Raw genomic sequence first — 23,545 nt, forward strand, 5'->3', positions numbered from 1 at the left:
GATTATAGAACTAAAAGAATTAAGTTATGTCCTTGAAATCTGAGGAAGACCTGATCGGTATGCAGCATATTAGCCAGGTTGTTGGGTCAACCCTTAAGCTTATGCAGCAATATGCCCGCCCAGGTATGTCGACGCTTGATCTGGACCAATACGGTCGACAACTTCTGGAACAGCACGGTGCCCGATCGGCCCCTAAACTCACCTATGGCTTTCCGGGCTGGACCTGTATTAGCTTAAACGAGGAAGTTTGTCATGGTATTCCATCGGCGAAACGAATCCTTCAGGAAGGAGATCTGGTCAATATCGATGTATCGGCCGAACTAAATGGCTACTGGTCAGATAATGGTGGTTCCTTTGTGTTGGGGCAGGATATTCATCAACATAGTGCACTGGTGGAAGCGTCGAAGCGAATTCTGGCCAAAGCTATTAGCCAGATCCGAGGGGGTGTACAAATCGCTGCGATTGGACGCTTCATTGAAACAGAAGCCAAACGAAACGGCTATCGGGTCATCAAGAATCTGGCCGGGCATGGCGTAGGCCGGAGCTTGCATGAAGAGCCGCATGAGATTCTTTGCTACTATGATCGGACGAACAAAGATCGATTCAGAAAGAACTCGGTTGTGGCCATTGAAACGTTTTTATCCACCAAAGCCACGTATGCACACGAGAAAGGCGATGGGTGGACGTTAATTGCCAGGGACAGTTTTGCGGTGCAGCATGAACACACCATTGTCGTTACGGATAAGCACCCGATCATCCTGACTGCCGCAAATCAGTTATGGAATTAGAATCCCGATCATTTCAGCACCAATTGCTATAAAGGCAGTTGTGGTTGCAACAGTAAAAGACAAAGCGAATCAGGCTATCAGCTGACCCCAATAAAAGCGATGTTCTATACCAGGTCAATTCAAAGTGGTAGCCTATTTTAGTCCATATTGACTTTTGCAACAACTATGATTAGCCTGACCTATCACTTTAGTTGCCCTTCTACCCAATCCAGGCCACGACCGTAGAGTGCGTGGGCAAACTGAACCCGGTTATCAAAATCAGCATTAGCCGTACGGCCTTCGGTCATGAATTGCCGAACCAGACGGGCATTGTCGGATGCCAGCGGTTGCTCATATTGAGCGTCGCTTTCTGTACGAAAAGGGGCAAATACAGGTGACTCGCCCTCAAAATGCTGATAAAACAGATGCCCTCTTGGCGTCCGGACAGCACACAAAATGCCGCTCGACCGGCTGGTCGACGGAGCAAGACTACCTTCCAGACCGCGTTTAAGAACAATGGCAGCGTCAAATCCGGCCATTAGAGCAAGCTCGGCCATCTTCATCTGGTAAGTGATATGAAATACCGACGTCACCAGAATTTGTGCGTGGCAAGGGTTCAGTACTTTTTCAAGCGTAGCCAGAAATGGGCGTTTTATGATGGTCTGCCGCCGATCGACCCACCGATTAAGGGCAGGCGAAAGCGCTTTCTGGTCGAGTACCCAGCCATACCGCTCCAAAGGTGTATCGAGTTCATGATTACTTTGTAAAAACTGACACCCGAGATGCATGTATAAATCAAGCGCATTCAGCGTAAATTTCGGCCCCCCCGAGCGCCCTACCATCGAAACGGCTCCATACCCCCGCTTCTGAAAAGACTGTGCCAGCAGTGGAGTTATCAGGTAGCTGTTATCGACACCATCAAAAGGTTCGGCAAGCTGAATTAGTGGCCGATCGGCACAACTAATAGGGCCGAAACCGGGCGAAAATGTACTCTCAGCAGCCTTCATCAGACCATGATATTCTTCATTGGTTTCGTGTCTGACCCGCATGATGCTGGCCGCCAGTCCCCGAAATGTTTCGCAATCCGTATCCGCATCGGCACCATCACTAAACAGATAATCTCCTAGCTGGTGCGCTTCACTTACCTGTAGATTGTGGCCTCTTACTAATTTAGTGGCAATCGGATGTAAGCCCACTGGCAAATCAGGGCATACTTTATTAATGAAAAAAGTGGGATGTGAAAATGCTCCCTTGCCAATGACCTCCTCCAGTGCCATTTCGTCTTTAGTCGGTCCTTTCGCGATCAATGCGCCCAGAAATGCCCCCCGTTGAAGCGGATGCGACATTGGATCTTCCAGGGCAGCACGACATTCGACCAGCAACTCAGGCGTAAGCGGCTTACTGCCATACTTGCCAATGCCAATGTGCTTGATACCTCGACCAAGTGCCGTGTCGACGGGCGCGTCTAAAGCCAGATTAACGATTGACATGTGCGATATAGGGAGGAAAAAGGTATATACGTAAAAGTAAGCGGGAAGTAACGAACTACTTGTTATTGGGCAAATTGTGAGCCACAGCCACGAATAGGCCAATTACCTTCCTTTATAGTCTGCAATAGCATAGCATTAAGTGATTAGACGTAAAGGAATCTGGTCAATTTTATTACTACCAAACCAGGCACTTTATACCAAGATATAACTGTGTTGGCTGCTGGAAAGCCGTATTTCTTAGCAACTGGCCAACAAAATCAGTTATAGCTTGCTGCTGGATTTTGCTCGTTGTTCCGGGTATCTGCGCCAGAAAACAGTCAGCCTTCATTGTCGTTGGCTAAACAAGTTTACAACATTATACCATATACTCAAAATTTAGCCCATGCATTTCACAATAAATAATATACATTATTTTGATTTCATATTATTTATCAAAATTTTATCAATTATATCATTTCTTTACTTAAAATGCGTCCATTAACAAGTATCTTATTCAAACTACTTTGGGGTATCAACCGTTAGAGTACAGGTGGTAATACGACTGGCTGTGCCTGAAAACACTAGCGTCGACCCATAATTCGTTATCGATTGACGTAACAGGGCAGAATCAATTGCCCGGTTATAGCCCATTCTAAAATTCTTAGTTGTGAATTTTTTATGGGTATACTTGCCAGAAGGCAAACCACCTATTTTTACACCTAAATCACTTTTCGGTATAGATGGCGGAACGCATCACCTACGGCAAAACGTGGTGGGGACAGCAATGGCTCAACGCTCTGACAAGCATTGACATGGCCAATCGGCTACCACGTGGCAAAACGTATGCCAATAAAGGAGCTGTACAGGGATTAACTATTTCTACTAATCAGATCTCAGCTTCCATTAAAGGGTCGGCTCCCCGACCTTATCGGACCAAGCTGACCGTGCAGTTGTTTACTGAAGCCGAAAAAGAAAGTTTGCTGACCGAAATCCGGGAAAACCCGGCCATACTGGCTCAACTCTTAAATCGGCAGCTTCCACCCGAACTGATCGAATTTGCAAACCGGCAGGGAACGCAGCTGTTTCCGCACTCATTCCGGGATTTGATTATGGGCTGCTCCTGCCCTGATGAAGCCGTACCCTGCAAACATCTTGCAGCTGTCATCTATGTGGTGGCCAACGAAATTGACCGCAATCCATTTCAGGTTTTTCTGCTGAAAGGACTGGATATTCTGGCCGAATTACAGAAAGGGCAGCTGGATTCTGTTACCGGCAGCATGAATACGGTTATCTCTTTTCGGGAAATAGGTACCGATGAGTTGCCCGACGACGAAGACTGGCATCCTGACGATAAAATTCGGGCTGGACTTGATTTTGCGACCATCCCGCCTTTAGCCGACCAGTTGCTGGGCCTATTATCAACCGATGTTACGTTTACAAAGAGCGATTTTCATAAGTCGCTTTCCAAAGCGTACAAACTCTTCAGCAAGCCACTTCTGGAGAAGTCTTTACTACAGCCTGTTCCAGACGATGAACCTCATCCTGACCCGAGCGATAGCATTGAGCTGCAACTCGATGAGGTCATGAAGGTCAAAAAGATCAGTATGTTCAGCGAACACGGCGAACCGCGCTCCATTGCGGGCTTTGCCATGGGTGACCTGACTAGCTGGCTCGACCGGCTCACCGAAGCCGACTGGCCCGAGATGAGTGATTCGGTAAGAGCCTTGTATCTGACTCAGCAATTTTCGGCTGCCCTGCTCCGCCGGGGTGCTGTAGTGCCTCAACTGCTGAAAGTCGGGCCTACCGAAGATCAGTATCGGGTACGATGGCTACCCGCCATGCTTAACGAAACGATTAAAGACCTGACCAGTCAACTGGCAACCCAAATTCCGCCAACGTTACTGACGGTACGTTGGCAAAAAGAATGGCTGGCCCTACCCGACGATCAACAGCTATTGACGTTATGCTCCCTTTTTCTGCGTCGGGTAATCAAACCGAGTACGATCGAACTCTGGGAGCGTTGGCCACTGGAAGATGCTGATCGATTGTTCTTTGGGGTTGAAACCTTACGTTTTGAGGGTTTCGGTCGAAAAGAAATGCCATTAGCCATACAACTTTGGCTCAATGATTTCTTCCTGACCCACAAACGATTTGTTCCCATTCTGGCCGTTGAAGACAGTGAATGGGGCGATGAATTCCGGTTAAGTCTGCTCATTCGCGACCGCGAAGAAGTAAATACAACCGCAGCACCCGAACAACCCATTCCGCTGCCAGAACTGCTCACGAAAAAGAAGCATGAGCGAATTCGGATGGCCGTTTTACAGGATTTGCTGGTGCTGTCGCGACACTTTCCTGATCTGGCAAAATTAACGAAAATGGGAGGCCCTGCTTACCTGTCGTACTCACCCGATGAGTTTGTGAAGGTTCTGCTGGAAACGCTTCCCCGCATGCAACTCCTGGGCATCGCGCTCTGGTTGCCCAAGTCGCTCCAGCACTGGGTCAGACCGCAGGTAGGGGCTCGGTTGAAAGCCAAAGTCACGGATAAAAACGCGTTCATGCGGCTTGAAGACATGCTCATGTTTGATTGGCAGGTGGCTCTTGGCGACGAGATGGTAGGGGTCAACGAGTTTCAAAAATTAGTCAGCACCTCGAAAGGCCTTGTTAAAATTAAGGATCAATATGTACTGATCGATCCCGCTGAGCTTACCAAACTGTATAAACAACTCGAAAATCCGCCTGAACTGACCGGCTCTGACCTGCTTAAAGCAGCACTGGCTGAAGAATACAAAGGTGCCCGGATCGGCCTGACAGCAGAGGTTCGTAAGCTAGTCAAACAGTTTACAGACAGTGAAGCACAACCGTTGCCCGAAGCGCTGAATGCTACACTTCGCCCCTATCAGCAGCGTGGCTATGACTGGCTCCTTAAAAATACAACTCTGGGCATGGGCAGCCTCCTGGCCGACGATATGGGGCTGGGTAAAACGCTCCAGATCATTGCCCTCCTGTTGAAATTTAAGCAGGAAGGACGCTTTAAGAAGCAAAAAGGGTTGGTTGTGCTGCCCACGACGCTATTGACAAACTGGCAGAAAGAGATTGCCCGATTCGCCCCCGATCTAAAAGCACGGGTCTATCATGGCGCGAATCGAAAACTACCAACTGCTACCACTAAAGCCGACGATTATGATTTGCTGTTAACTACGTACGGCGTAGTCCGATCTGACCTCGACACCCTCAAGAAATTGACGTGGGCAACGGTCGTCATCGATGAGGCTCAGAACATCAAAAATCCGGACACAGAACAAACGAAGGCCGTAAAAGCACTGAAAGCTCCGATTCGGATTGCGCTCAGTGGTACACCCGTTGAAAACCGTTTGTCGGAATTCTGGAGTATCATGGACTTCGTAAACAGAGGGTATCTAGGTGGGCTAGGTAAATTCAATGAGGATTTTGGAAAACCCATTCAGCAGGAACGCGACCACCAGAAACTCGAACTATTCCGGCGTGTAACGAGCCCTTTCCTGCTCCGGCGTATCAAAACGGATCGCAGTATCATTACCGACCTACCCGATAAAATTGAGAACGACCAGTTTTGCTCCCTCACAACCGAACAGGCAGCATTGTATGAAAGCGTGGTGCAGGAGAGTCTGCGGGCTATTGAAGAGAAGGATGGCATTGCCCGCCGTGGTCTGGTATTGAAACTAATGACGGCTCTGAAGCAAATTGGAAACCATCCCTATCAATACCTTAAACGAGGCAATAGCCGGGGAACCGGTCCGTCGCCTGCGCTGTCTGGCAAAGCTACGTTATTGCTCAATCTGCTGGAAAACATCTATGCCAGCCACGAAAAAGTATTGATTTTCACGCAGTATCGCGAGATGGGTGAATTACTCCAGCAGTTCATCCAGCAGACGTTTGGTACACAACCTTTATTTCTGCACGGCGGCTCTTCCCGATCAGAGCGGGATCAGATGGTTGAACAATTTCAGCGCAACCGGAGCGATCACACATTTATTCTATCTCTCAAAGCAGGTGGTACGGGTCTGAATCTGACCCAGGCAAACCACGTCATCCATTACGATTTATGGTGGAATCCGGCCGTTGAGGCTCAAGCCACTGATCGCGCTTTCCGCATCGGCCAGACCAAAAATGTACTGGTTTACCGGCTTATGAACCAGGGAACGCTCGAAGAAAAAATCGATGCGATGATCCGCTCGAAACGTGAACTGGCCAATCTGAGTGTCCAGACCGGCGAAACCTGGCTCGGCGATCTGAGCGATTCAGAACTGAAAGAATTGGTAATGCTGGGGTAAATTTCAAAAAAAGGTTAATTGGATGAGTTTAGGACTTTCGCTGAGAGCCGTGCCACGGTTACCAATGATGGATAAACAAACCGTGGCACGGCTCTCAGCGAAAGTCCTAAACTCATATGAAAGTACAGAGCAGCAAAAATTGTGCGTGAACAATTTTTCTGTCAATTCCCCGCCCGCTGCAAAAAAGCAGCAATCTCCATGCCCCATGCTATGCCGATATGAATGAGCAAACCACCCCAAATGCTCCGGGTACTTAGCGCCAGAACACCCAACAGATAACCACCAAACAGGGAAGAAATTGCCTCCCCCAACGGTCGGCCAAAGTGAATGGCACAATACCAGACGATCATAGGCAAGACGGCCCCGCGCCCCAGTACGCGGCTCATACCGATGACCAGAAATCCGCGAAAGAGCAGTTCAGTCGGAACGAAATCCCAGCCATAACAGAGTTCATAAACCAGGGCCGTGACCCATTCGGGCACGCCGAAAAACTCGTTAGCATTGGTGTCGTGATAGGTTGGATATGACGCCAGAAAATCCGGCTGAAATGACGCCAGTGTAATGAGTGGTATCATTAATCCCAGCAAAATGGCGTACAGAATCAACCCTTTTCGCTTGGGAGCCATGCCATAAAAACTACTCGGATGCGGATCTATAAGTTTATAAAACACATAAAGCGGCAATACAATCGTGAGCGCCGATTGCAGATTATGCAGGCAGTAATACGCAAAAACATAAATCTGCCCGTCGAAAAGCTGACGACTCCATTCGCTGTGTGCATAAAATCCGGAGTAAGCCGAATAACAAATGAGTGCCCAGCCACTCCGAAGCCAGAAATCACGGTTTCGCCAGATGTCGGGACGATGGTGAAAATGGGTCCAGAGCCAGACACTCACATAATAGGTCGTGGCATATAAGGCGAAGTACATCACTGGCCAGCGTGGATCACCCTGAAACGTATCGATGTACGAATCTTCGAGATCGACGTAGTAATTAACTGTCAATAGTAAAGCGGCCCAAAGTGCTACAGACAGATAGAGGTCGGGTCGAAAGTCGGTGCGGAGATGATCGCGAAGATCGCGCCAGAGGGTTTTCACTGAGCAGGAATGGCAGGAATTAGTGAATAATCTACGAATAGACTGCAAAATAGGCTTATTTTCGGCACGTCTTTCGACTTCATAGCTCAGCAATATATGTCAAATTTTGTCAATCAGGTAGCATTTATCACAGGTGCAGGCTCAGGCATTGGCCGGGCAACGGCGCTGGCATTTGCAAAGGCCGGAGCGCAGGTTATAGTAGCAGACATCAATGAAACCAACGGTCACGAAACAGTTCAGCTTATTAAGGAAACCGGCGTCGATGCGCTTTTTATAACCTGTAATGTTGCCGATCCGGCTCAAATTGAAGCGGCCATTCAGCAAACGGTTAAGGTGTATGGTCGGCTAGACATTGGCATTAACAATGCGGGTATCGGCGGACGGTTTGCCCGGCTTCTCGACCAGACCTCCGACGATTTTAACCAGATTATGGCCGTTAACGTCGGCGGGGTTTTCTATGGAATGCAGGCGCAAATCAGGCAAATGCTGAGCCAACCAGAAAATGGCCATTCTGATCGGGGCAAAATTGTCAATGTATCCAGTATTGCGGGCGTCCGGGGCATGGCGATGGGCGCACCCTATAGTGCATCGAAACATGCCGTTATTGGCCTCACAAAAACCGCTGCTCTGGAATATGCAAAAAAGAATATTCGGATCAATGCCGTTTGCCCGGTCTACACGCATTCGGCACTGGTCGACGAACTTATTCTGGCTGCGCCAATTATGGAAGAACGAATGCGCCGTGTTATTCCAATTGGACGCTTAGGTAAGCCGGAAGAAATCGCTCAGGCCATTTTATGGCTCTGCGCCGACGAAAACGCCCTTTATACCGGCCAGGCGCTTCAGATGGATGGCGGGTTAACTGCCGGATAATCTCACAGTTTCCGATTCGCCAGTTCATCAATCATTGCGGGTACTTCGGGTTCTCCTTTGAAAAAAGAGCCTTTTTTACCCTTGGTCAGCGCCCAGCGGTGCAGCCACGAAATACCACCCTTCCCACAAAACCGATCGACCGTCTGATAGGCTTCGTCCGTCAGGGCTTTATCCAACGACACAAATGAATAGCCGCGCTGTTTGAGTACAGTCAGTAAATCATCCAGATAATCGGCGTTGATGGTGTTGGCATGAAGAAGTATTGTTTGAGAAATCGGCCGTCCAAAAAGCGAATCACTTTGTGCTTCGTAGTAGGCGATGCAATTGCCCATATACTCGACATAGCGTTTGCCTACGTTAGCCGCCAGCGCCGTATCATTCAGGATCAGTGCATGGTCGTAGGCACGAGAAAATAACCAATCCGAATTATCGATGGTAACGGGCGCTTCCCGGTAGCCGCGCTGGCGCAAAAACGCTTCAAGTGAGTCTTTCTTAGCGGGCGTATCGCCCCTGCGCAAATAGGGATGCCTGAAATAACGGAACGGTTTGCCTCGTTGTTGAACCAGATCTTTCATAACCTGCTCACCACCAATCACGTCAGCCTTCAGCTCGTCAAACGAAACGAGATTGTAATCTTTATGAGCGAATGTGTGATTTCCGAGTTCCAGACCAGCATCCAGCCACATGGTCATGAGTGCAATTTTGCGGGGATCTGGCTGGCCATTGGTCTGCAGAAAACCACTAATAACAAAACCAATAGCGGGTACCTGAAAGGCCGAGAAGTGAGTCAGCAATTTTTGGGTCAGTCGTTGCTGTGATTCGGGGCTGGTGGCATATTTGGATACCGCCGGTAAATCATCGACCGTAATGGCGATCTGTTTCTGTCCGTATGCCCGTGTGGTCAGGAGAAACACTAAACAAGTCAATAAACGTAGAATGCTCATCTTCGAAAAAACAGAGAATAAATTGTTAGGCATACCGTAGCCACTCTTCCTCTTTTGCCCGCATCTGCGCTTCTTCCTCATCCGTTTTATCGCCGTAACCACAAAGATGGAGCAGGCCGTGAGCCAGAACCCGACGCATCTCCTGCTCAGCCGGAACACCCAGCTGAGTAGCGTTATCGCCTACCCGATCGACGCTGATAAAAATATCGCCTTCAATTTTGCCTTCTTCTTCGCTCTGGTCAAAGGTGATAATATCCGTGTAATAGTCGTGTTCGAGATAATCACGGTTGACTTGCAGCACGTATTCGTCTGAGCAAAAAATATAATTCAAATCACCCACAGCATAGCCTTCACGCTCGGCTTGTTGTTTAAGCCACTGGCGAATGACCTGCTTTTGTGGAAGTTTATAGGTAACGTCTTCGTTGAAAAATCGAATCATGTGTATTTTATTTAGTGTCAGCGATGCCTTTGCGGGTAAAAACGAGGTCCTGCAACTTGCCGTCTTTAGCCTTTAACTTCGAGCCGTGCCACGGTTAACCATGACGCTCTAAAATAACCACCGGCTGCGGTGGCACGACTCGAAGCCAAAGGCCTGCTGTATCAAATTAATTGGTTCACATCAGCCCATACGTACCGATAAGCCTCTGAAAATCCTCCGTCGGGGCTGGCATGCGTTACCAGCTCGTGGTTTACTGCACCTAAATTCTGGTAGAACTTTCGGGCACTTGTATTTTGGGGTAATACCCACAAATAGAAGCCTGAATCAGGATTTTTGTCGTATGCCCAACGAGCCGCCAGTTTGATGAGCACTGTGCCTATTCCCTGTCCTTTCTGCTCCATACGAACATGCAGATTATCGAGTAGCGTTCCCCAATGGGGGTCGTTGTTGGCGTAGGCACAGGCAAAGCCGTAGATTACCTTATCCGACTCAGCAACGATAACATATTGATTAACTGCTGGTTGACTTAGTCGTTCCAGCCAAACCTGCTGTCTATTTTCAAGTACATTACCATTCAGAAATTCATCGCTCCAAATACCTCCGTAGTTTTGCTGCCAGCTAAGGCTATGTAGTCTGGCGATCTGCTCTGCATCGTTACTAGTTGCCTCCCTGTAGGTGATCATAACCCAGTCTGAATTAATTGAGCAAATATAAAGAGCAAGACACGCCGAATTACGTTAGTCATTCATCACGCAATCACTCGTTGACTCATGAAAGCGATTTATCTCCCCGGCATACATCAGCCCATCCAGTACGTTGATATGCCAACACCTACCGCCGGGCCGGGCCAGGTCCTTATTCAACTCAAAGCTGCGGCCCTCAATCACCGTGATGTATTTATTCAGGAAGGCTTGTATCCAGGAATTAAATTGCCTGTCATTCTGGGTTCCGATGGCGCCGGTGTCGTGGTTGAGGTTGGCGAAGGTGTTGACCGCGTCTGGCGTGGTCAGGCAGTTATCATCAATTGTGGGCACAACTGGGGTCCTAACCCGAAATTCTATGGGCCGGATTTTCGAATTCTGGGAATGCCCGACAACGGTACGTTTGCCGAATATGTGGTTGTCGATGCCAGATACATTCATCATAAGCCCGCACATCTATCATTCGAGCAGGCGGCAGCTCTTCCTCTCGTGGGCCTAACCACCTGGCGTACACTCATGACCCGCGTCGGATTACATGCAACCGGTAGCAACACGCCCGAAAAAGTACTGATAACAGGTATTGGTGGAGGGGCGGCCCTGTTTGCTTTGCAATTCGCGGTGGCAGCCGGTGCCGAAGTTTGGGTAACATCAGGCTCCGATGAGAAACTGGAACGGGCCAAGACATTAGGTGCCAGGGGTGGTGTAAACTACAAGGAATCCGATTGGGCAAAAACGCTCATGACACAAACCGGCGGTGGTCCGCAGAGCGGCATCAACCGGGGCTATTTTGACGTGATAATCGACAGTTCTGGCGGACCTGGATTTGCCCGGCTAGTGGATGTGGCTGCGCCGGGCGGGCGCATTGCGTTCTACGGTGGCACGACGGGTAATATCACTGATATTGTACCGGCGAAGGTATTTTTCAAACAGTTAAACATCTTTGGTTCAACGATGGGTACAGAACATGAATTTGCCGACATGGTCTCATTTGTAGCTGAAAAACAACTCGTTCCGGTAATCGATGAAGTCTTTCCCCTGGCCGATACTGAACAGGCAATGCGTAAAATGACTGAAGGAAAACAATTCGGTAAGCTTGTTCTTAAAATCAGTGAGTAACAATCATTTAGCATAAAGGTTTGTCCATCTGTCAGGCCATTAAATTATTTTTTATCGAAATAATTCTATTTCAGAATAGTTATCCACATTCTGTTTGTGGATAACTATTACTTTATTCACATTTCCAGAATATTACGATTTTACAATCAATCGTATGACCAGCCCCCTTTACCTTTGCGGTCATGTCTGAACTGACACATTCCATCATAAATACGCTCTCCGAACGGCTGGAAATCCGACAGCAAAATGGTTTGTTGCGTCAACTCCGCACGGCTGATAACCTGATCGATTTTTGCTCGAATGACTACCTCGGGTTCGCCCGATCGGCCGATTTGAAACAAGCCATTCAGCAGGCAGACGCCAGCGCGTCCGATGCGCGAACGGGTGCAACCGGCTCTCGGCTGCTGGCAGGTCAAACGTATCTGGCGGCTGCTGTTGAAGATGAACTGGCATCCTTTTATCAGACCGAATCCGCTCTGATTTTTAACTCGGGTTACGATGCCAATCTGGGTCTGCTTGCCTGTTTGCCCCAAGCGAATGACACCCTCCTGACAGACGAACTTGTCCATGCCAGCATGATCGATGGGGCAAGGCTCAGCTATGCGAGTCGCCACCGTTTTCGCCATAACGACCTGAACGATCTCGACTCAAAGCTTCAGCAAACAACCAGGTCAGGCCAATCAGGTCAGGTTTTTGTGGCTATTGAGTCGGTTTATTCAATGGATGGTGATTTGGCTCCATTAACTGAAATTGTTGCTCTGTGTGAGCGATATGGAGCGGCTCTGATCGTCGACGAAGCGCATGCAACCGGCGTTTACGGTCCCAATGGCGAAGGCATGGTGGTGGCGTTGGGTCTGGCAGATCGGATACTGGCCCGTGTACATACGTTCGGGAAGGCATTGGGCGTTCATGGTGCAGCCGTTGTCGGATCTTCCGTTCTTCGCAATTACCTGATCAATTTTGCCCGGCCATTTATTTATACAACTGCTCTTCCACCGCATAGTCTACTGGCCATCCGTTGTGCCCATCAACTTGTCCAACTTTCAGCAAACGCCCGAAAAAGCCTACATGAGCGAATCCAGTATTTTCATCAGCGTGTAGCCAGTCAATTACCCGAAACTACCTGGACTAATAGTTCGTCACCCATTCAGGGTCTGATTGTGCCGGGTAATGACTATGCCCGACATATTGCCAGCGAAGCGCAACGGGCACGGTTCGACGTACGAGCCATTCTGAGTCCAACAGTGCCCGTTGGACAGGAACGATTACGTATTTGTATTCACCTCTTTAACACGACCGAAGAGATTGATCGATTAGTTTCGGCCTTTCAGTCAGCTCTCACTAACGCAGTACATCTATGATTTCAGCCCAATTACCCGCTCAGTTTATCATTGCTGGTATCGGTACCGAAATCGGGAAAACGGTTGTCTCAGCCATATTGGTTGAAGCCTTGCAAGCCGACTACTGGAAACCCGTTCAATCAGGAGCCGCCGACGATTCAGATACCGAAACGGTTCGCCAACTAATTAGTAACTCGACCACGCAGTTTCATCCGGAAGCATACCGGCTCTCGCAACCGCTTTCACCACACGCAGCCGCCGACCTGGATGGTGTTCACATCGATTTAAACGCGATTACGTTACCGCGAACCAGCAACGCGCTGGTGGTCGAATTGGCAGGCGGATTAATGGTTCCACTCAACGAACATGAGCTGAATATTGATTTAGTTCAGCGGCTTGGGCTGCCAATTATACTGGTTTCCCGCAACTATCTGGGCAGTATAAACCATACATTACTGTCGATCGAGTGCTGCCGTAGCCGAAACATTCCAATTGCAGGAATCGTCTTTAACGGGCCAACCGTTACCACCTCCGAATCGTTTATTCTGAATTATACAATCATTCCCTGTCTGGGCCGAATCGGGCAGGAAACCAGTCTTACCAAGGATGTTATCCGACACTACGCCAACCAGTTTACAGAGCTTATCGGAGCGCGATAAAGCTGTGATCTGGCATCCATTCACACAAATGCAAACGGCACCGTTACCGATCCCGATTGTGCGGGCAAGCGGTTCGGTGCTCTACGACGCCGACGGTCGCGAATACCTCGACATGATTGCGTCGTGGTGGGTAAATCTGCATGGCCACGCGCACCCCTACATTGCCCAGCGGGTTTCAGAACAGTTACAGGTGCTGGAACACGTCATTTTTGCGGGTTTTACGCATCAGCCTGCCGTCGAGCTGGCCGAGCGGCTGCTCAGTATCTTACCACTAAATCAGTCAAAAGTTTTTTACTCTGACAATGGATCGACAGCCGTCGAAGTAGCGTTGAAAATGGCCTTTCAGTACTGGCATAATCTTGGTCTGCCGCGATTTAAAGTGGTTGCACTGGAGGGAGCGTATCATGGCGATACATTCGGTGCTATGGCTGTTGGCGGAAGAAGTGCCTTTACTGCTCCATTTGTCCCCTTTCTATTCGATGTGGCGTATTTACCGGCGCCAATTGCCGGACAGGAAGAGGCCGTTATCGAGCAGGCGAAGGAGTTATTCACCGATGAGATCGCGGCTTTCATTGTAGAGCCTTTGGTGCAGGGGTCTGGCGGCATGGTTATGTATGAGCCAGGCGTTTTAAACGAATTGTTTCAGATGGCCCGCCAACAGGGGGCGCTCATTATTGCCGATGAGGTGATGACGGGTTTTGGCCGAACCGGCAAGCTGTTTGCCACTGATCATTTGCCAGAAAAGCCTGATCTGATGTGTCTATCGAAAGGGTTAACGGGTGGAACAATGGCGCTGGGCATAACGACCTGTACGCAGGCTATCTACGACGCGTTTCTGTCAAGCGATAAGACCAAAACCCTTTTCCACGGTCACTCCTTTACTGCCAACCCTGTAGCCTGTGCATCGGCTCTGGCCAGTATGGACTTGTTATTATCGGATGAGACACAGGCCAGTATTCAGCGTATCGCCAAAAGCCACGCAGCGTTTAGCCAACGATTGAGGCAGTATTCAACGATAGCTAACATCCGACAGTGCGGCACATTACTCGCTTTTGACTTAACCCTTGGTGAGCAAACGTCTTATTTCAACAGCGTTCGCGACCGCGCCTATACCTTTTTGCTCGATCGGGGGGTGCTCATGCGCCCCCTGGGTAATGTACTCTATCTGATGCCTCCATACTGTACAACCGATGAACAGTTGCAGTACACTTATGCGCAAATAGAGGAGCTATTGAACAGCTTTTAATCAAGCAAGGTCACTCCTGCGCCATTTTCGGAAGAATTGACGCAGGAGTGACCTTGTTTTTTAGTTATCTACACGGATCGTGTCGTGTATTGATCGACCACATCACTCGGGTGAATTTCGAGGACGTTGGCCAATACAAGTAAAACGAGTGTTCGGGAGGCAATTCGGCGGGAAACTCCGGCAATGGAGGCAAACAGATCGACTGTAATGCTGTTATGTTCGCCGAGATGCTGCATTAGCTTATGCTCTTTATCGCCATAGCTAAAGCGAATATCACGATCAGCCTGTTCACCCTTTAGGATCTCGCGCACTTCGCGACTGGCCTGAACCGATTTATCGGCGACACGTACGTATGCCTTTTTATTTTCGGGCTCGGCCGGATCGGGGATAATGTAATGGGGGCGAGTTGGGCTGGGGGGTACCCGAATCACGAGAACTTCGCGTTCGTCGTAGAGTTGAACTCGCTCAATCGTGTAGCTAATCCGCGGGAAGCAGTATTTATTGATTGCCCGAACGAGCAGGTACTCGTCCTCGTCGGCGTATTTCAGCCCGACAATCTTCTTATCGTCACCGATGCCTATCAGCATGATGCCGCCGTTTGTATTCGCGAAAGCGACCACACCCCGGATAATTTTCTCGGGATGGTTCGTTTTCAGTTTGAACTCTAAATTGCTACCCTCTCCCCGTCTAACCAGGTTTTTAAGCGCCTGATAGTCCATAACCGATGGGTTCATCTGGTTGAGTACTGAATTGGGATAAAGATACGGCTTTTCCCCAAACATGCAAATGGTTGTTACGTATCTCTATTTTTCGTTAAAAAGTCGGTCTGGTCAACCCAACTTTTCAATAAAACAAACCGTTATTACTTCGTTATTGGCGAGCTGACACCTGGAGTAATTAGTCATAAAAAATGATTAACGCCATTCATAGGCAACGAATTACTCAAGCTACCCAGTTACCTTTGTACTACTTAACCAACACAAAAATGCTGCTAAACGTTGCCTTGGTTCTAGGGACTTTTCTGTTCATGGAGGGTGTAGCGTGGTTCACACACAAGTACGTCATGCACGGCTTTTTGTGGACCTGGCACCGCGATCATCACAACCATCATAAGGGTTTTTTTGAGCGAAACGACTTCTTTGCGGTTGTTTTCAGCCTGACAGCTATCAGTCTTATCATCATAGGCGTTGAGGTTCCAGCCTTGGATTTTCTGGCCTGGATCGGTGCTGGTGTAACGCTATATGGTTTCTTTTACTTTGTGTTTCATGATATCATTGTTCATCGGCGGGTGAAGATGAAGGTCGATACCAGTGGCCGATACATGCAGCGCATCATGCGGGCGCATTACATTCACCACAAAGTTCATACGAAAGAAGGGGCCGAAGCATTCGGTTTTCTGTACGCGCCAAAAAAATACGACCGCACGGTGAAGAGCGCACCAGCCAGCGTTAAAGAAGAATAATCAGGAGCTGGATAAGCAGGTTATTCGCTCAGCATATAAACAAAAAGGCGTAACTCAATGAATAAATGGGTCACGCCTTTTTGATGTGAAGACTGTCCGGATGGCTCAGTACTCGTCTTCATTGAAGAAGAAATCATCTTTGGTCGGATAATCCGGCCAGATTTCTTCGATGCTTTCATAAGGTTGGCCGTCATCTTCAAGCTCCTGTAAGTTTTCAACAACTTCTAGTGGAGCGCCAGAGCGGATTGAATAGTCAATCAGTTCGTCTTTGGTGGCAGGCCAGGGAGCATCTTCCAGGTAGGATGCGAGTTCGAGTGTCCAGTACATAGTGTCTTCAGTATTTAATGACTACTTTTCAATGAGGGTGCAAAAGTAAAAAAACAGTTAATATCCAAGCACTTTTCCGCAAAAATGTTTCAAAAGGTATTTATGACGGGATTTTAGGCCAATAACTGCCAGTGCCTACTTTTGTTTAGATCTTCCGGTAAATCTGGGCCAGAAGGGAATTTTCAGTCAAAATACATACTTTTTGATCTAAACTATATTTTCAGCTGTAATATTTCCGACATAAACGCTACTTTTTATTTAGCTGCCTGCTTTCGGGTCTAATAGTTTTTTTTACGGAAGCAGGAGCTCTAATAAGGCCTGGAGCGGGAATAAAGCATTTCGTATTTACTCAAATGCAAATTGAAGTTTGTGCCTACTCGTTTGAATCTTGTTTAACGGCTCAACAAGCCGGAGCCGACCGTGTTGAACTGTGTGGTGGCCTGAGTGAAGGGGGTACCACGCCCAGTGCCGGATTGATTCAGCTAGCCCGTCAGCATCTTTCCATTCAGTTATTCGTTATGATTCGGCCACGCGGGGGCGACTTTTTGTACTCCGATACCGAATTAGCGGTCATGCGAGCCGATCTTATGGCGGCTAAATCAGCCGGAGCCGACGGCGTCGTGCTCGGCATCCTGCAAGCAGATGGAACGATCGACGAAGCCAAAACCAGAGAATTTGTCGAGCTGGCCTATCCAATGCCGGTTGCCTTTCACCGCGCTTTCGATATGACCCGCGACCCAGCTGAAGCGTTGGAAGCCGTAATCCGTACGGGTGCCATACGAATACTTACATCAGGTCAGCATCCTTCGGCAGAATCGGGCTTATCAGTGCTCCATCAGTTAACTGAACAAGCCGCCGGACGGATCGAAATTATGGCCGGTGTTGGTGTTTCGGGCCAAAATGCAAGCCAGTTTATGGGCATTGGTCTGGATGCTTTACATCTGAGTGGAAAAAGCAGCCAGCCAAGCCCAATGATCTATCGGCGGCAAAATCTACAAATGGCGTCGGCTGTACTGGGCGAATACGAACGTATCGAAGCCAGTGCCGACGCCATTCAGAGCGTAGTAAACCAGGTCAAACGGCAGTAATTACCAGAAGACGACGTACAGGATAGCAACCAGGAATAGAATCAGCCCCGCGCCCATCGCAAATGTTGGCGCGACTTTAAACATACTGGCATCAATGGCCAACCCTTTTGAACTGGGTTTCTGCAGGCCCAGAAAAATCATTACGGCTACGCAGATCAGGAAAACGAAGCCCATTGTATCGAGAAATGGAATCGTATAAACGCCATCGGCATTCAGGACGGCAAAGCCAGTTGGTTCCAGAAATTGCAGATTAACCAGATCAGGCAGCACAAACTTAAAAAACAGCGAGAGGAGAAAGCCGCCAACAATGGCAAACAAAGCCCCCTGAGAGTTCGTCTTTTTCCAGAAGAAGCCCAGAATAAAGGCGGCAAATACGCCCGGCGAAACCAGACCCGTCATTTCCTGAATGAACTGGAATCCTCCTTTTTTATCAATACCCATGAATGGCGAAATAAGAATTGCCATCAGCATGGCCACCCAAATGGTTATCCGGCCAACCTGAACCAGTCTTTTTTCACTGGCATCGGGCGAGATGTATTTCTTAAAAATATCGAGGGTAAAAATAGTCGAAATCGAGTTAGCCTTACCCGCCAACGAAGCCACTACGGCAGCCGTCAGAGCCGCAAAAGAAAGCCCTTTAAGCCCGGCAGGCAACAGATTGAGCAATACAGGATAAGCATGGTCTTTGTTCACTTCGCCCGTAATATCCAGCATCTCCTTTTGGAACAAGCCTTTCTGATAAAGCGTATAAGCAGCAATACCGGGCAATACCACAATAACTGGCATCAGCAACTTCAGGAAGGCGGCAAAGAGAATACCCTCACGAGCCGTTTTTAAATCAGCGCCAAGTGCCCGCTGCGTAATGTACTGATTACAACCCCAGTAGTTCAGATTCACAATCCACATACCACCAATCAGAACGGTCAGGCCGGGTAGTGAGGCATAGTGCGGGTCTCCTTTATGAAAGATCATATGGAAGTGATCTGCCGACTGGTCCAGCATCAGACTAAATCCTTTGAGTATTCCTTCTGTGCCATTCTGAGTGGAAACCAGATCAACGGCCAGATAGGTAGTTGCCAAACCGCCCAGAATCAGGAAGAAAACCTGAATTACGTCGGTATAACCAATCACTTTCATGCCGCCCAGTGTAATAATGACCGCAAAAACGGCCAGCCCAATCATACAGGCCGTGAAGTTCAGCCCTGAAATGGTCGATACGGCCAGTGCTCCCAGAAACAGAATCGAGGTCAGGTTAACCAACACGTAGAGAAATAGCCAGAAGATGGCCATGATCATGGCAACGGTGTTGTTGTACCGCTGGGTCAGGAACTGTGGCATCGTAAAGATGCGGTTCTTGAGGTAAATGGGCATAAAAAAAACGGCTACTACAATCAGCGTAGCGGCCGCCATCCATTCATACGTAGCAATTGCCAATCCCATCGCAAATCCATCCCCAGAAGCGCCAATGAACTGCTCAGCCGAAATATTGGATGCAATCAGGGAAGAACCGATAGCCCACCAGGTCAGCGACCCTTCGGCCAGAAAGAAATCAGTGGTAGATATATTAGCGGAGTGTTTTTTCTTATAAATCCAGTACCCGTAGGCACTAACAATAATGAAGTAAACAAAAAAGACTGTGTAGTCTAATGTTTGAAGTTTTTGCATGATACAGCAGGGAACAGGAAGTCTAAGTTAATGGGATTTTTCAGGCCCGAAATATACCATATTCCTGATACAAAAAAGTGAGCTTTTCCGCGTCTTTCTTTGTATACCGAAGCCTAATCCTAGATAATATGTAAACCAACCCCACAAATACCCTATTCGAACGGACTATTTATAGAACGATAGCCCGGTTCCCGGCAATAAAGACCCGATCATTGAATACCAGCTTTAGGGCTTGCGACAAGACTATTTTCTCTACGTCTTTTCCCTCCGTAGCCATATCAGCGGCCGTATGCCTGTGGTCGACATCTTTCACATTCTGGGCAATGATGGGCCCTTCGTCGAGGTCATTGTTGACGAAATGAGCCGTTGCACCAATAATTTTGACGCCCCGTTCGTAGGCCTGCCGATAGGGATTAGCGCCAATAAAAGCAGGCAAAAACGAGTGGTGAATATTAATGATCCGATTCGGAAACTTATTGACAAAACCAGCCGTCAGCACGCGCATGTACTTAGCAAGCACCAGGAATTCGGGTTCGTAGATAGCTAGTGTCCTTAAGATCGCTTCCTCGTGTTCTTCGCGGGTTTTGTCTTCGTGAGAGACGTAATGAAACGGAATACCGAACTTACTGACCAGCGGTTGCAGAATATTGTAGTTGCTCACCACGGCCAGAATGGTGGCATCCAGTTCATCAAACGCATAACGGATCAATAGTTCGCCAAGGCAGTGATGCTCTTTGGTAACCAGAACAACTATGTTTTTCTTTCGTTTTGGGTTTAAACGAAACGTAATGCCAGGATCGGGTAAGGTCGCTTTTAATTCATTCAGCAAAGAGGCCGTATCGAATGTTCCTTCAAATTCGGTTCGCATGAAGAATTGCCCCGATGGACTGACGTATTCGTCGTTATGAATGATGTTCAGGCTATGGCGAAACAGAACGCCGGTTACATGATAAATCAGGCCCTTGTCATCAGGCCCATCCATCAGCAGAATATGCTTTCTGGAATCTTCCATAATTCGTTCGTAATAAATCGGCTAAAAGTAGTAAATGCCAACTGTTTATTCCTTTATTTTGGGCCAATAGTAGCTATATTATGATAAATCGACGCCGTTTTTTGTCTGTTAGCTCCCTGGCTGGCCTCTTTCCGACATTATCCTTCAAGACTTCATCATCAACTCAGGTCGATGCTTCGGCCAACAGACCGCTGGTTTTCTCTACCTGGAAACAACCTAAAGCAAATGCAGCTGCTCAGGCAGTACTTGATCGGGGCGGACGGGCTCTGGATGCGGTGGAAGCGGGCGTACGCATACCTGAAGCAGACCCCGAAGATATGAGTGTTGGCTACGGCGGACGTCCCGACCGCGATGGCCGTGTTACGCTCGATGCCTGCATCATGGATGAGAAAGGGAATGCCGGTTCAGTTGTGTTTCTGGAACATATCATGCACCCGATTTCGGTGGCAAGAGCAGTTATGGATAAAACACCCCACGTTATGCTCGCTGGCGAAGGAGCCTTAACATTTGCCCTATCTCAAGGCTTTAAGAAGGAGAATCTGCTGACAAAAAAAGCGGAAAAAGAATGGCGGGAGTGGTTAAAAACAGCGAAATACAAGCCCATTGCCAACATTGAGCGCCATGATACAATTGGCATGCTGGCCATTGATAAAAACGGAAACATTTCGGGTGCCTGCACAACAAGCGGGCTGGCTTATAAAATGAATGGTCGTGTTGGTGATTCACCAATAATTGGTGCAGGTTTGTTCGTCGATAATGAAATTGGGGGAGCCTGTGCAACGGGCCTGGGCGAATTAGTAATGCGCACGTGTGGCTCATTTCTGGTCGTCGAACTAATGCGTCAGGGCCGAACACCTCAGCAAGCCTGCGAAGAGGCAGCTTTGCGGATCGTGAAAAAGCAGAATTATAAAGATATTCAGGTTGGTTTTCTGGCCGTAAATAAGCAGGGCGAAACAGGTGCATTCAGCATTCAGCCGGGCTTTAACTACACCATATCACAGAACAAACAGACAAAGGTTCTGGATGCTCGCTCATATTTGAAATAAACAAGTTTGTCTTTTATTGTTTATAGTATTTGATTGCACGTCCAAACTTCGTAATCTGTACTAGTACATAATACGCCAAAACTATCAGCTAATTTGGAATCGGTATTTTCAACATCAAAGCGGAAATTACTGCTTGAAATCGCCTGGGAAGTCTGTAATCAGGTGGGCGGTATTTATACGGTCATCCGGTCAAAAGTGCCGGCTATGGTCGAGAAATGGGATGATAACTATGTTGCGCTCGGGCCGTATTTCCCGCAACGGGCAGCCGCTGAATTTGAACCGATTACTGAGCCTGATGAAACAGAGATTGGGCAAACTGTTCGAAAGATGCGCCAGTTGGGCTATACCATTGAATATGGTTATTGGCTCGTAACGGGTCGCCCACGGGTGGTCTTGTTCGATATCAACAGCATCAAACAAGAGCAGTTGAACTACATAAAAGGTCAGCTTTGGCAAAACCACCAGCTCTCGACCATAAACGTAGAAGATCTTGTTAATCAGACCATTGCCTTTGGCGAAATGGTCCGGCAGTTCATTACACTACTGTCCGAAGATCATTCAAGGCGTGTCGATTTTGTCGCCCATTTCCACGAATGGATGGCAAGCACCGGCCTGCCCGATCTGCGCCGGGATAACGTCAGAGTAGCTACCGTTTTTACAACCCACGCCACGATGCTAGGCCGTTATCTGGCCCAGAACGAAGCTGGTTTCTACGGCAAACTACCCTTCTTCGACTGGAAACGTGAAGCCCTGCACTACAATATCGATACGCAGGCTACCGTCGAGCGACTGGCTGCTCAACAGGCTCATGTGTTTACGACAGTCAGTGATGTAACGGCCCGCGAGTGCGAAGTTTTTTTAGGCCGCAACCCTGACCTGATCCTGCCCAATGGCCTGAATATTACCCGATTTGCCGCGACGCACGAGTTTCAGAACCTCCACGTCCGCTACAAAGAGAAAATTCATGAATTCGTGATGGGTCACTTTTTCCAGAGTTATTCGTTCGATCTGGAAAAAACGCTTTACTTCTTTACATCGGGCCGGTTTGAGTTCTCCAATAAAGGCTATGACCTAACCCTCGAAGCCCTCGCAAGGCTCAATTACCGAATGCGGGAGGCTAGCATGGATATGACGGTCGTGATGTTCATGGTTACCAAACAGCCTTACACATCAATCAATCCTGAGGTATTGCACTCGCGGGCGCTGCTCGACGAAATTCAGGAAACGTGTGAGAGTATCGAAAAACAGGTTGGCGAACGGTTGTTTTTAGCTGCCGCATCGAATACAGATAATACGCTGCCTGATCTGAACAAATTTGTGGATGAATACTGGCGTCTTCGCCTTCGACGCACGGTTCAAAGCTGGAAAACTAAACATCTTCCGCCGTTCGTGACCCACAATCTGGTACAGGAAGATGACATGACACGTTTCATCCGGCAGGCTAATCTTGTCAACAATGAATACGATCGGGTCAAGGTTGTTTATCACCCGGATTTCATTGCGTCTACCAATCCACTTTTCGGTCTGGATTATAGCCAGTTTGTACGCGGCTGCCACCTTGGTGTTTTTCCGAGCTACTACGAACCCTGGGGTTATACACCGCTGGAATGCGTTGTTCGTGGCATACCGACCGTTACAAGCGACCAGTCTGGGTTCGGTGATTTCATTATGCAGATCATGCGGGACTACGAAAACCGCGGCATCTACGTCATCAACCGCCGGACGCAAAACTTCAACGAAGCGGCTGACCAGTTGGCCAGTGTGCTATTCCGGTTCGTTCGGATGGCACAACGGGAGCGCATTGCGCAGCGTAACCGCGTTGAAAGCATCGCTGAAGTGTTCGACTGGAGCAACCTCCGCTCTTATTACGACACAGCGCATGACCTCGCGCTAAAGCGCAGAAAACCTTGATAAGCTGCACGACAGGTACTCAATGATCTTTTACCAACCAGATCATTGAGTACCTGTCGTGCATACACTATCG

At 48.5% G+C, this 23,545-nt stretch carries 20 protein-coding genes; 11 read left to right on the forward strand and 9 right to left on the reverse strand.

What is annotated here, in order from left to right; translation table 11 throughout:
* Positions 1 to 26: 26 nt before the first annotated feature.
* Positions 27 to 788 (forward strand): type I methionyl aminopeptidase, encoded by a 762-nt coding sequence (gene map, locus GJR95_RS27860; RefSeq protein WP_162388975.1) that lies wholly within the window; start codon positions 27 to 29, stop codon positions 786 to 788.
* A gap of 182 nt (positions 789 to 970) precedes the next feature.
* Here map and GJR95_RS27865 read toward each other — a convergent pair whose 3' ends face one another.
* Positions 971 to 2,257, reverse strand: a complete 1,287-nt coding sequence (locus tag GJR95_RS27865) for an anthranilate phosphoribosyltransferase (RefSeq protein ID WP_162388976.1) — start codon at positions 2,255 to 2,257, stop codon at positions 971 to 973.
* Positions 2,258 to 2,976: 719 nt separating this feature from the next.
* Here GJR95_RS27865 and GJR95_RS27870 point away from each other — a divergent pair.
* Positions 2,977 to 6,546: a DEAD/DEAH box helicase gene (locus tag GJR95_RS27870; RefSeq protein ID WP_162388977.1), complete on the forward strand. Its 3,570-nt coding sequence runs from the start codon at positions 2,977 to 2,979 to the stop codon at positions 6,544 to 6,546.
* Positions 6,547 to 6,707: 161 nt separating this feature from the next.
* On the opposite strand, the gene GJR95_RS27875 is transcribed toward GJR95_RS27870, so the two are convergent.
* Complete coding sequence (locus GJR95_RS27875; protein WP_162388978.1) at positions 6,708 to 7,643, reverse strand: CPBP family intramembrane glutamic endopeptidase; 936 nt, start codon at positions 7,641 to 7,643, stop codon at positions 6,708 to 6,710.
* Between the two features lie 96 nt (positions 7,644 to 7,739).
* Here GJR95_RS27875 and GJR95_RS27880 point away from each other — a divergent pair, with 96 nt between their 5' ends.
* On the forward strand, positions 7,740 to 8,516 hold the full coding sequence (locus tag GJR95_RS27880; RefSeq protein ID WP_162388979.1) for a glucose 1-dehydrogenase: 777 nt from the start codon (positions 7,740 to 7,742) through the stop codon (positions 8,514 to 8,516).
* Positions 8,517 to 8,518: 2 nt separating this feature from the next.
* Here GJR95_RS27880 and GJR95_RS27885 read toward each other — a convergent pair whose 3' ends face one another.
* The 3 genes from GJR95_RS27885 to GJR95_RS27895 form a co-directional block, all read right to left on the reverse strand.
* The gene (locus GJR95_RS27885; protein ID WP_162388980.1) at positions 8,519 to 9,460 is read right to left on the reverse strand and encodes a polysaccharide deacetylase family protein; all 942 of its coding nucleotides are present in this window, start codon (positions 9,458 to 9,460) and stop codon (positions 8,519 to 8,521) included.
* Between the two features lie 25 nt (positions 9,461 to 9,485).
* Positions 9,486 to 9,899, reverse strand: coding sequence for an rRNA maturation RNase YbeY (ybeY, locus tag GJR95_RS27890; protein ID WP_162388981.1), 414 nt, complete (start codon positions 9,897 to 9,899; stop codon positions 9,486 to 9,488).
* A 161-nt stretch (positions 9,900 to 10,060) separates the two neighbouring features.
* The gene (locus GJR95_RS27895) at positions 10,061 to 10,582 is read right to left on the reverse strand and encodes a GNAT family N-acetyltransferase (RefSeq protein ID WP_162388982.1); all 522 of its coding nucleotides are present in this window, start codon (positions 10,580 to 10,582) and stop codon (positions 10,061 to 10,063) included.
* An 87-nt stretch (positions 10,583 to 10,669) separates the two neighbouring features.
* On the opposite strand from GJR95_RS27895, the gene GJR95_RS27900 reads away from it, so the two are divergent.
* The 4 genes from GJR95_RS27900 (at position 10,670) to bioA (ending at position 14,961) form a co-directional block, all read left to right on the forward strand.
* The gene (locus GJR95_RS27900; RefSeq protein ID WP_162388983.1) at positions 10,670 to 11,716 is read left to right on the forward strand and encodes a zinc-binding dehydrogenase; all 1,047 of its coding nucleotides are present in this window, start codon (positions 10,670 to 10,672) and stop codon (positions 11,714 to 11,716) included.
* Between the two features lie 182 nt (positions 11,717 to 11,898).
* Positions 11,899 to 13,077 carry an aminotransferase class I/II-fold pyridoxal phosphate-dependent enzyme gene (locus GJR95_RS27905; RefSeq protein WP_162388984.1) on the forward strand — a complete coding sequence of 393 codons (1,179 nt, stop codon included), beginning with the start codon at positions 11,899 to 11,901 and terminating at the stop codon, positions 13,075 to 13,077.
* Complete coding sequence (bioD, locus tag GJR95_RS27910) at positions 13,074 to 13,715, forward strand: dethiobiotin synthase (RefSeq protein WP_162388985.1); 642 nt, start codon at positions 13,074 to 13,076, stop codon at positions 13,713 to 13,715. Before GJR95_RS27905 ends, bioD begins: the two co-directional genes overlap by 4 nt.
* On the forward strand, positions 13,663 to 14,961 hold the full coding sequence (gene bioA / locus GJR95_RS27915) for an adenosylmethionine--8-amino-7-oxononanoate transaminase (RefSeq protein ID WP_162388986.1): 1,299 nt from the start codon (positions 13,663 to 13,665) through the stop codon (positions 14,959 to 14,961). The genes bioD and bioA overlap by 53 nt, the downstream gene beginning before the upstream one ends.
* 68 nt (positions 14,962 to 15,029) lie before the next feature.
* Here bioA and GJR95_RS27920 read toward each other — a convergent pair whose 3' ends face one another.
* Positions 15,030 to 15,695 (reverse strand): AlbA family DNA-binding domain-containing protein, encoded by a 666-nt coding sequence (locus GJR95_RS27920; protein ID WP_162391888.1) that lies wholly within the window; start codon positions 15,693 to 15,695, stop codon positions 15,030 to 15,032.
* A 251-nt stretch (positions 15,696 to 15,946) separates the two neighbouring features.
* Between GJR95_RS27920 and GJR95_RS27925 the strand changes: the two genes are divergently transcribed.
* The gene (locus GJR95_RS27925) at positions 15,947 to 16,423 is read left to right on the forward strand and encodes a sterol desaturase family protein (RefSeq protein WP_162388987.1); all 477 of its coding nucleotides are present in this window, start codon (positions 15,947 to 15,949) and stop codon (positions 16,421 to 16,423) included.
* A 105-nt stretch (positions 16,424 to 16,528) separates the two neighbouring features.
* On the opposite strand, the gene GJR95_RS27930 is transcribed toward GJR95_RS27925, so the two are convergent.
* Positions 16,529 to 16,750, reverse strand: a complete 222-nt coding sequence (locus GJR95_RS27930) for a DUF2795 domain-containing protein (protein WP_009284883.1) — start codon at positions 16,748 to 16,750, stop codon at positions 16,529 to 16,531.
* Positions 16,751 to 17,103: 353 nt separating this feature from the next.
* On the opposite strand from GJR95_RS27930, the gene GJR95_RS27935 reads away from it, so the two are divergent.
* Entirely contained in the window at positions 17,104 to 17,838 is a 735-nt protein-coding gene (locus tag GJR95_RS27935; protein WP_162388988.1) for a copper homeostasis protein CutC, read from the forward strand.
* On the opposite strand, the gene GJR95_RS27940 is transcribed toward GJR95_RS27935, so the two are convergent.
* Entirely contained in the window at positions 17,839 to 19,503 is a 1,665-nt protein-coding gene (locus tag GJR95_RS27940) for a sodium:solute symporter family transporter (RefSeq protein ID WP_162388989.1), read from the reverse strand. It abuts the gene before it with no gap.
* A gap of 169 nt (positions 19,504 to 19,672) precedes the next feature.
* On the reverse strand, positions 19,673 to 20,515 hold the full coding sequence (gene purU / locus GJR95_RS27945) for a formyltetrahydrofolate deformylase (RefSeq protein ID WP_162388990.1): 843 nt from the start codon (positions 20,513 to 20,515) through the stop codon (positions 19,673 to 19,675).
* 80 nt (positions 20,516 to 20,595) lie between these two features.
* On the opposite strand from purU, the gene GJR95_RS27950 reads away from it, so the two are divergent.
* Both GJR95_RS27950 and GJR95_RS27955 read left to right on the forward strand, forming a co-directional pair.
* Entirely contained in the window at positions 20,596 to 21,561 is a 966-nt protein-coding gene (locus tag GJR95_RS27950) for an isoaspartyl peptidase/L-asparaginase family protein (RefSeq protein ID WP_162388991.1), read from the forward strand.
* A gap of 93 nt (positions 21,562 to 21,654) precedes the next feature.
* On the forward strand, positions 21,655 to 23,472 hold the full coding sequence (locus GJR95_RS27955; protein ID WP_162388992.1) for a glycosyltransferase: 1,818 nt from the start codon (positions 21,655 to 21,657) through the stop codon (positions 23,470 to 23,472).
* Positions 23,473 to 23,545: the final 73 nt, after the last annotated feature.

This window comes from Spirosoma endbachense (assembly GCF_010233585.1).
Classification (GTDB): Bacteria; Bacteroidota; Bacteroidia; order Cytophagales; family Spirosomataceae; genus Spirosoma; species Spirosoma endbachense.

Excerpts from the sequence above, each read along its gene's own strand:
- map (WP_162388975.1), top strand. The coding sequence starts at position 27 with ATGTCCTTGAAATCTGAGGAAGACCTGATCGGTATGCAGCATATTAGC.
- GJR95_RS27865 (WP_162388976.1), bottom strand. The coding sequence starts at position 2,257 with ATGTCAATCGTTAATCTGGCTTTAGACGCGCCCGTCGACACGGCACTT.
- GJR95_RS27870 (WP_162388977.1), top strand. The coding sequence starts at position 2,977 with ATGGCGGAACGCATCACCTACGGCAAAACGTGGTGGGGACAGCAATGG.
- GJR95_RS27880 (WP_162388979.1), top strand. The coding sequence starts at position 7,740 with ATGTCAAATTTTGTCAATCAGGTAGCATTTATCACAGGTGCAGGCTCA.
- GJR95_RS27885 (WP_162388980.1), bottom strand. The coding sequence starts at position 9,460 with ATGAGCATTCTACGTTTATTGACTTGTTTAGTGTTTCTCCTGACCACA.
- ybeY (WP_162388981.1), bottom strand. The coding sequence starts at position 9,899 with ATGATTCGATTTTTCAACGAAGACGTTACCTATAAACTTCCACAAAAG.
- GJR95_RS27895 (WP_162388982.1), bottom strand. The coding sequence starts at position 10,582 with ATGATCACCTACAGGGAGGCAACTAGTAACGATGCAGAGCAGATCGCC.
- GJR95_RS27900 (WP_162388983.1), top strand. The coding sequence starts at position 10,670 with ATGAAAGCGATTTATCTCCCCGGCATACATCAGCCCATCCAGTACGTT.
- GJR95_RS27905 (WP_162388984.1), top strand. The coding sequence starts at position 11,899 with ATGTCTGAACTGACACATTCCATCATAAATACGCTCTCCGAACGGCTG.
- bioD (WP_162388985.1), top strand. The coding sequence starts at position 13,074 with ATGATTTCAGCCCAATTACCCGCTCAGTTTATCATTGCTGGTATCGGT.
- bioA (WP_162388986.1), top strand. The coding sequence starts at position 13,663 with ATGTTATCCGACACTACGCCAACCAGTTTACAGAGCTTATCGGAGCGC.
- GJR95_RS27920 (WP_162391888.1), bottom strand. The coding sequence starts at position 15,695 with ATGAACCCATCGGTTATGGACTATCAGGCGCTTAAAAACCTGGTTAGA.
- GJR95_RS27925 (WP_162388987.1), top strand. The coding sequence starts at position 15,947 with ATGCTGCTAAACGTTGCCTTGGTTCTAGGGACTTTTCTGTTCATGGAG.
- GJR95_RS27930 (WP_009284883.1), bottom strand. The coding sequence starts at position 16,750 with ATGTACTGGACACTCGAACTCGCATCCTACCTGGAAGATGCTCCCTGG.
- GJR95_RS27935 (WP_162388988.1), top strand. The coding sequence starts at position 17,104 with ATGCAAATTGAAGTTTGTGCCTACTCGTTTGAATCTTGTTTAACGGCT.
- GJR95_RS27940 (WP_162388989.1), bottom strand. The coding sequence starts at position 19,503 with ATGCAAAAACTTCAAACATTAGACTACACAGTCTTTTTTGTTTACTTC.
- purU (WP_162388990.1), bottom strand. The coding sequence starts at position 20,515 with ATGGAAGATTCCAGAAAGCATATTCTGCTGATGGATGGGCCTGATGAC.
- GJR95_RS27950 (WP_162388991.1), top strand. The coding sequence starts at position 20,596 with ATGATAAATCGACGCCGTTTTTTGTCTGTTAGCTCCCTGGCTGGCCTC.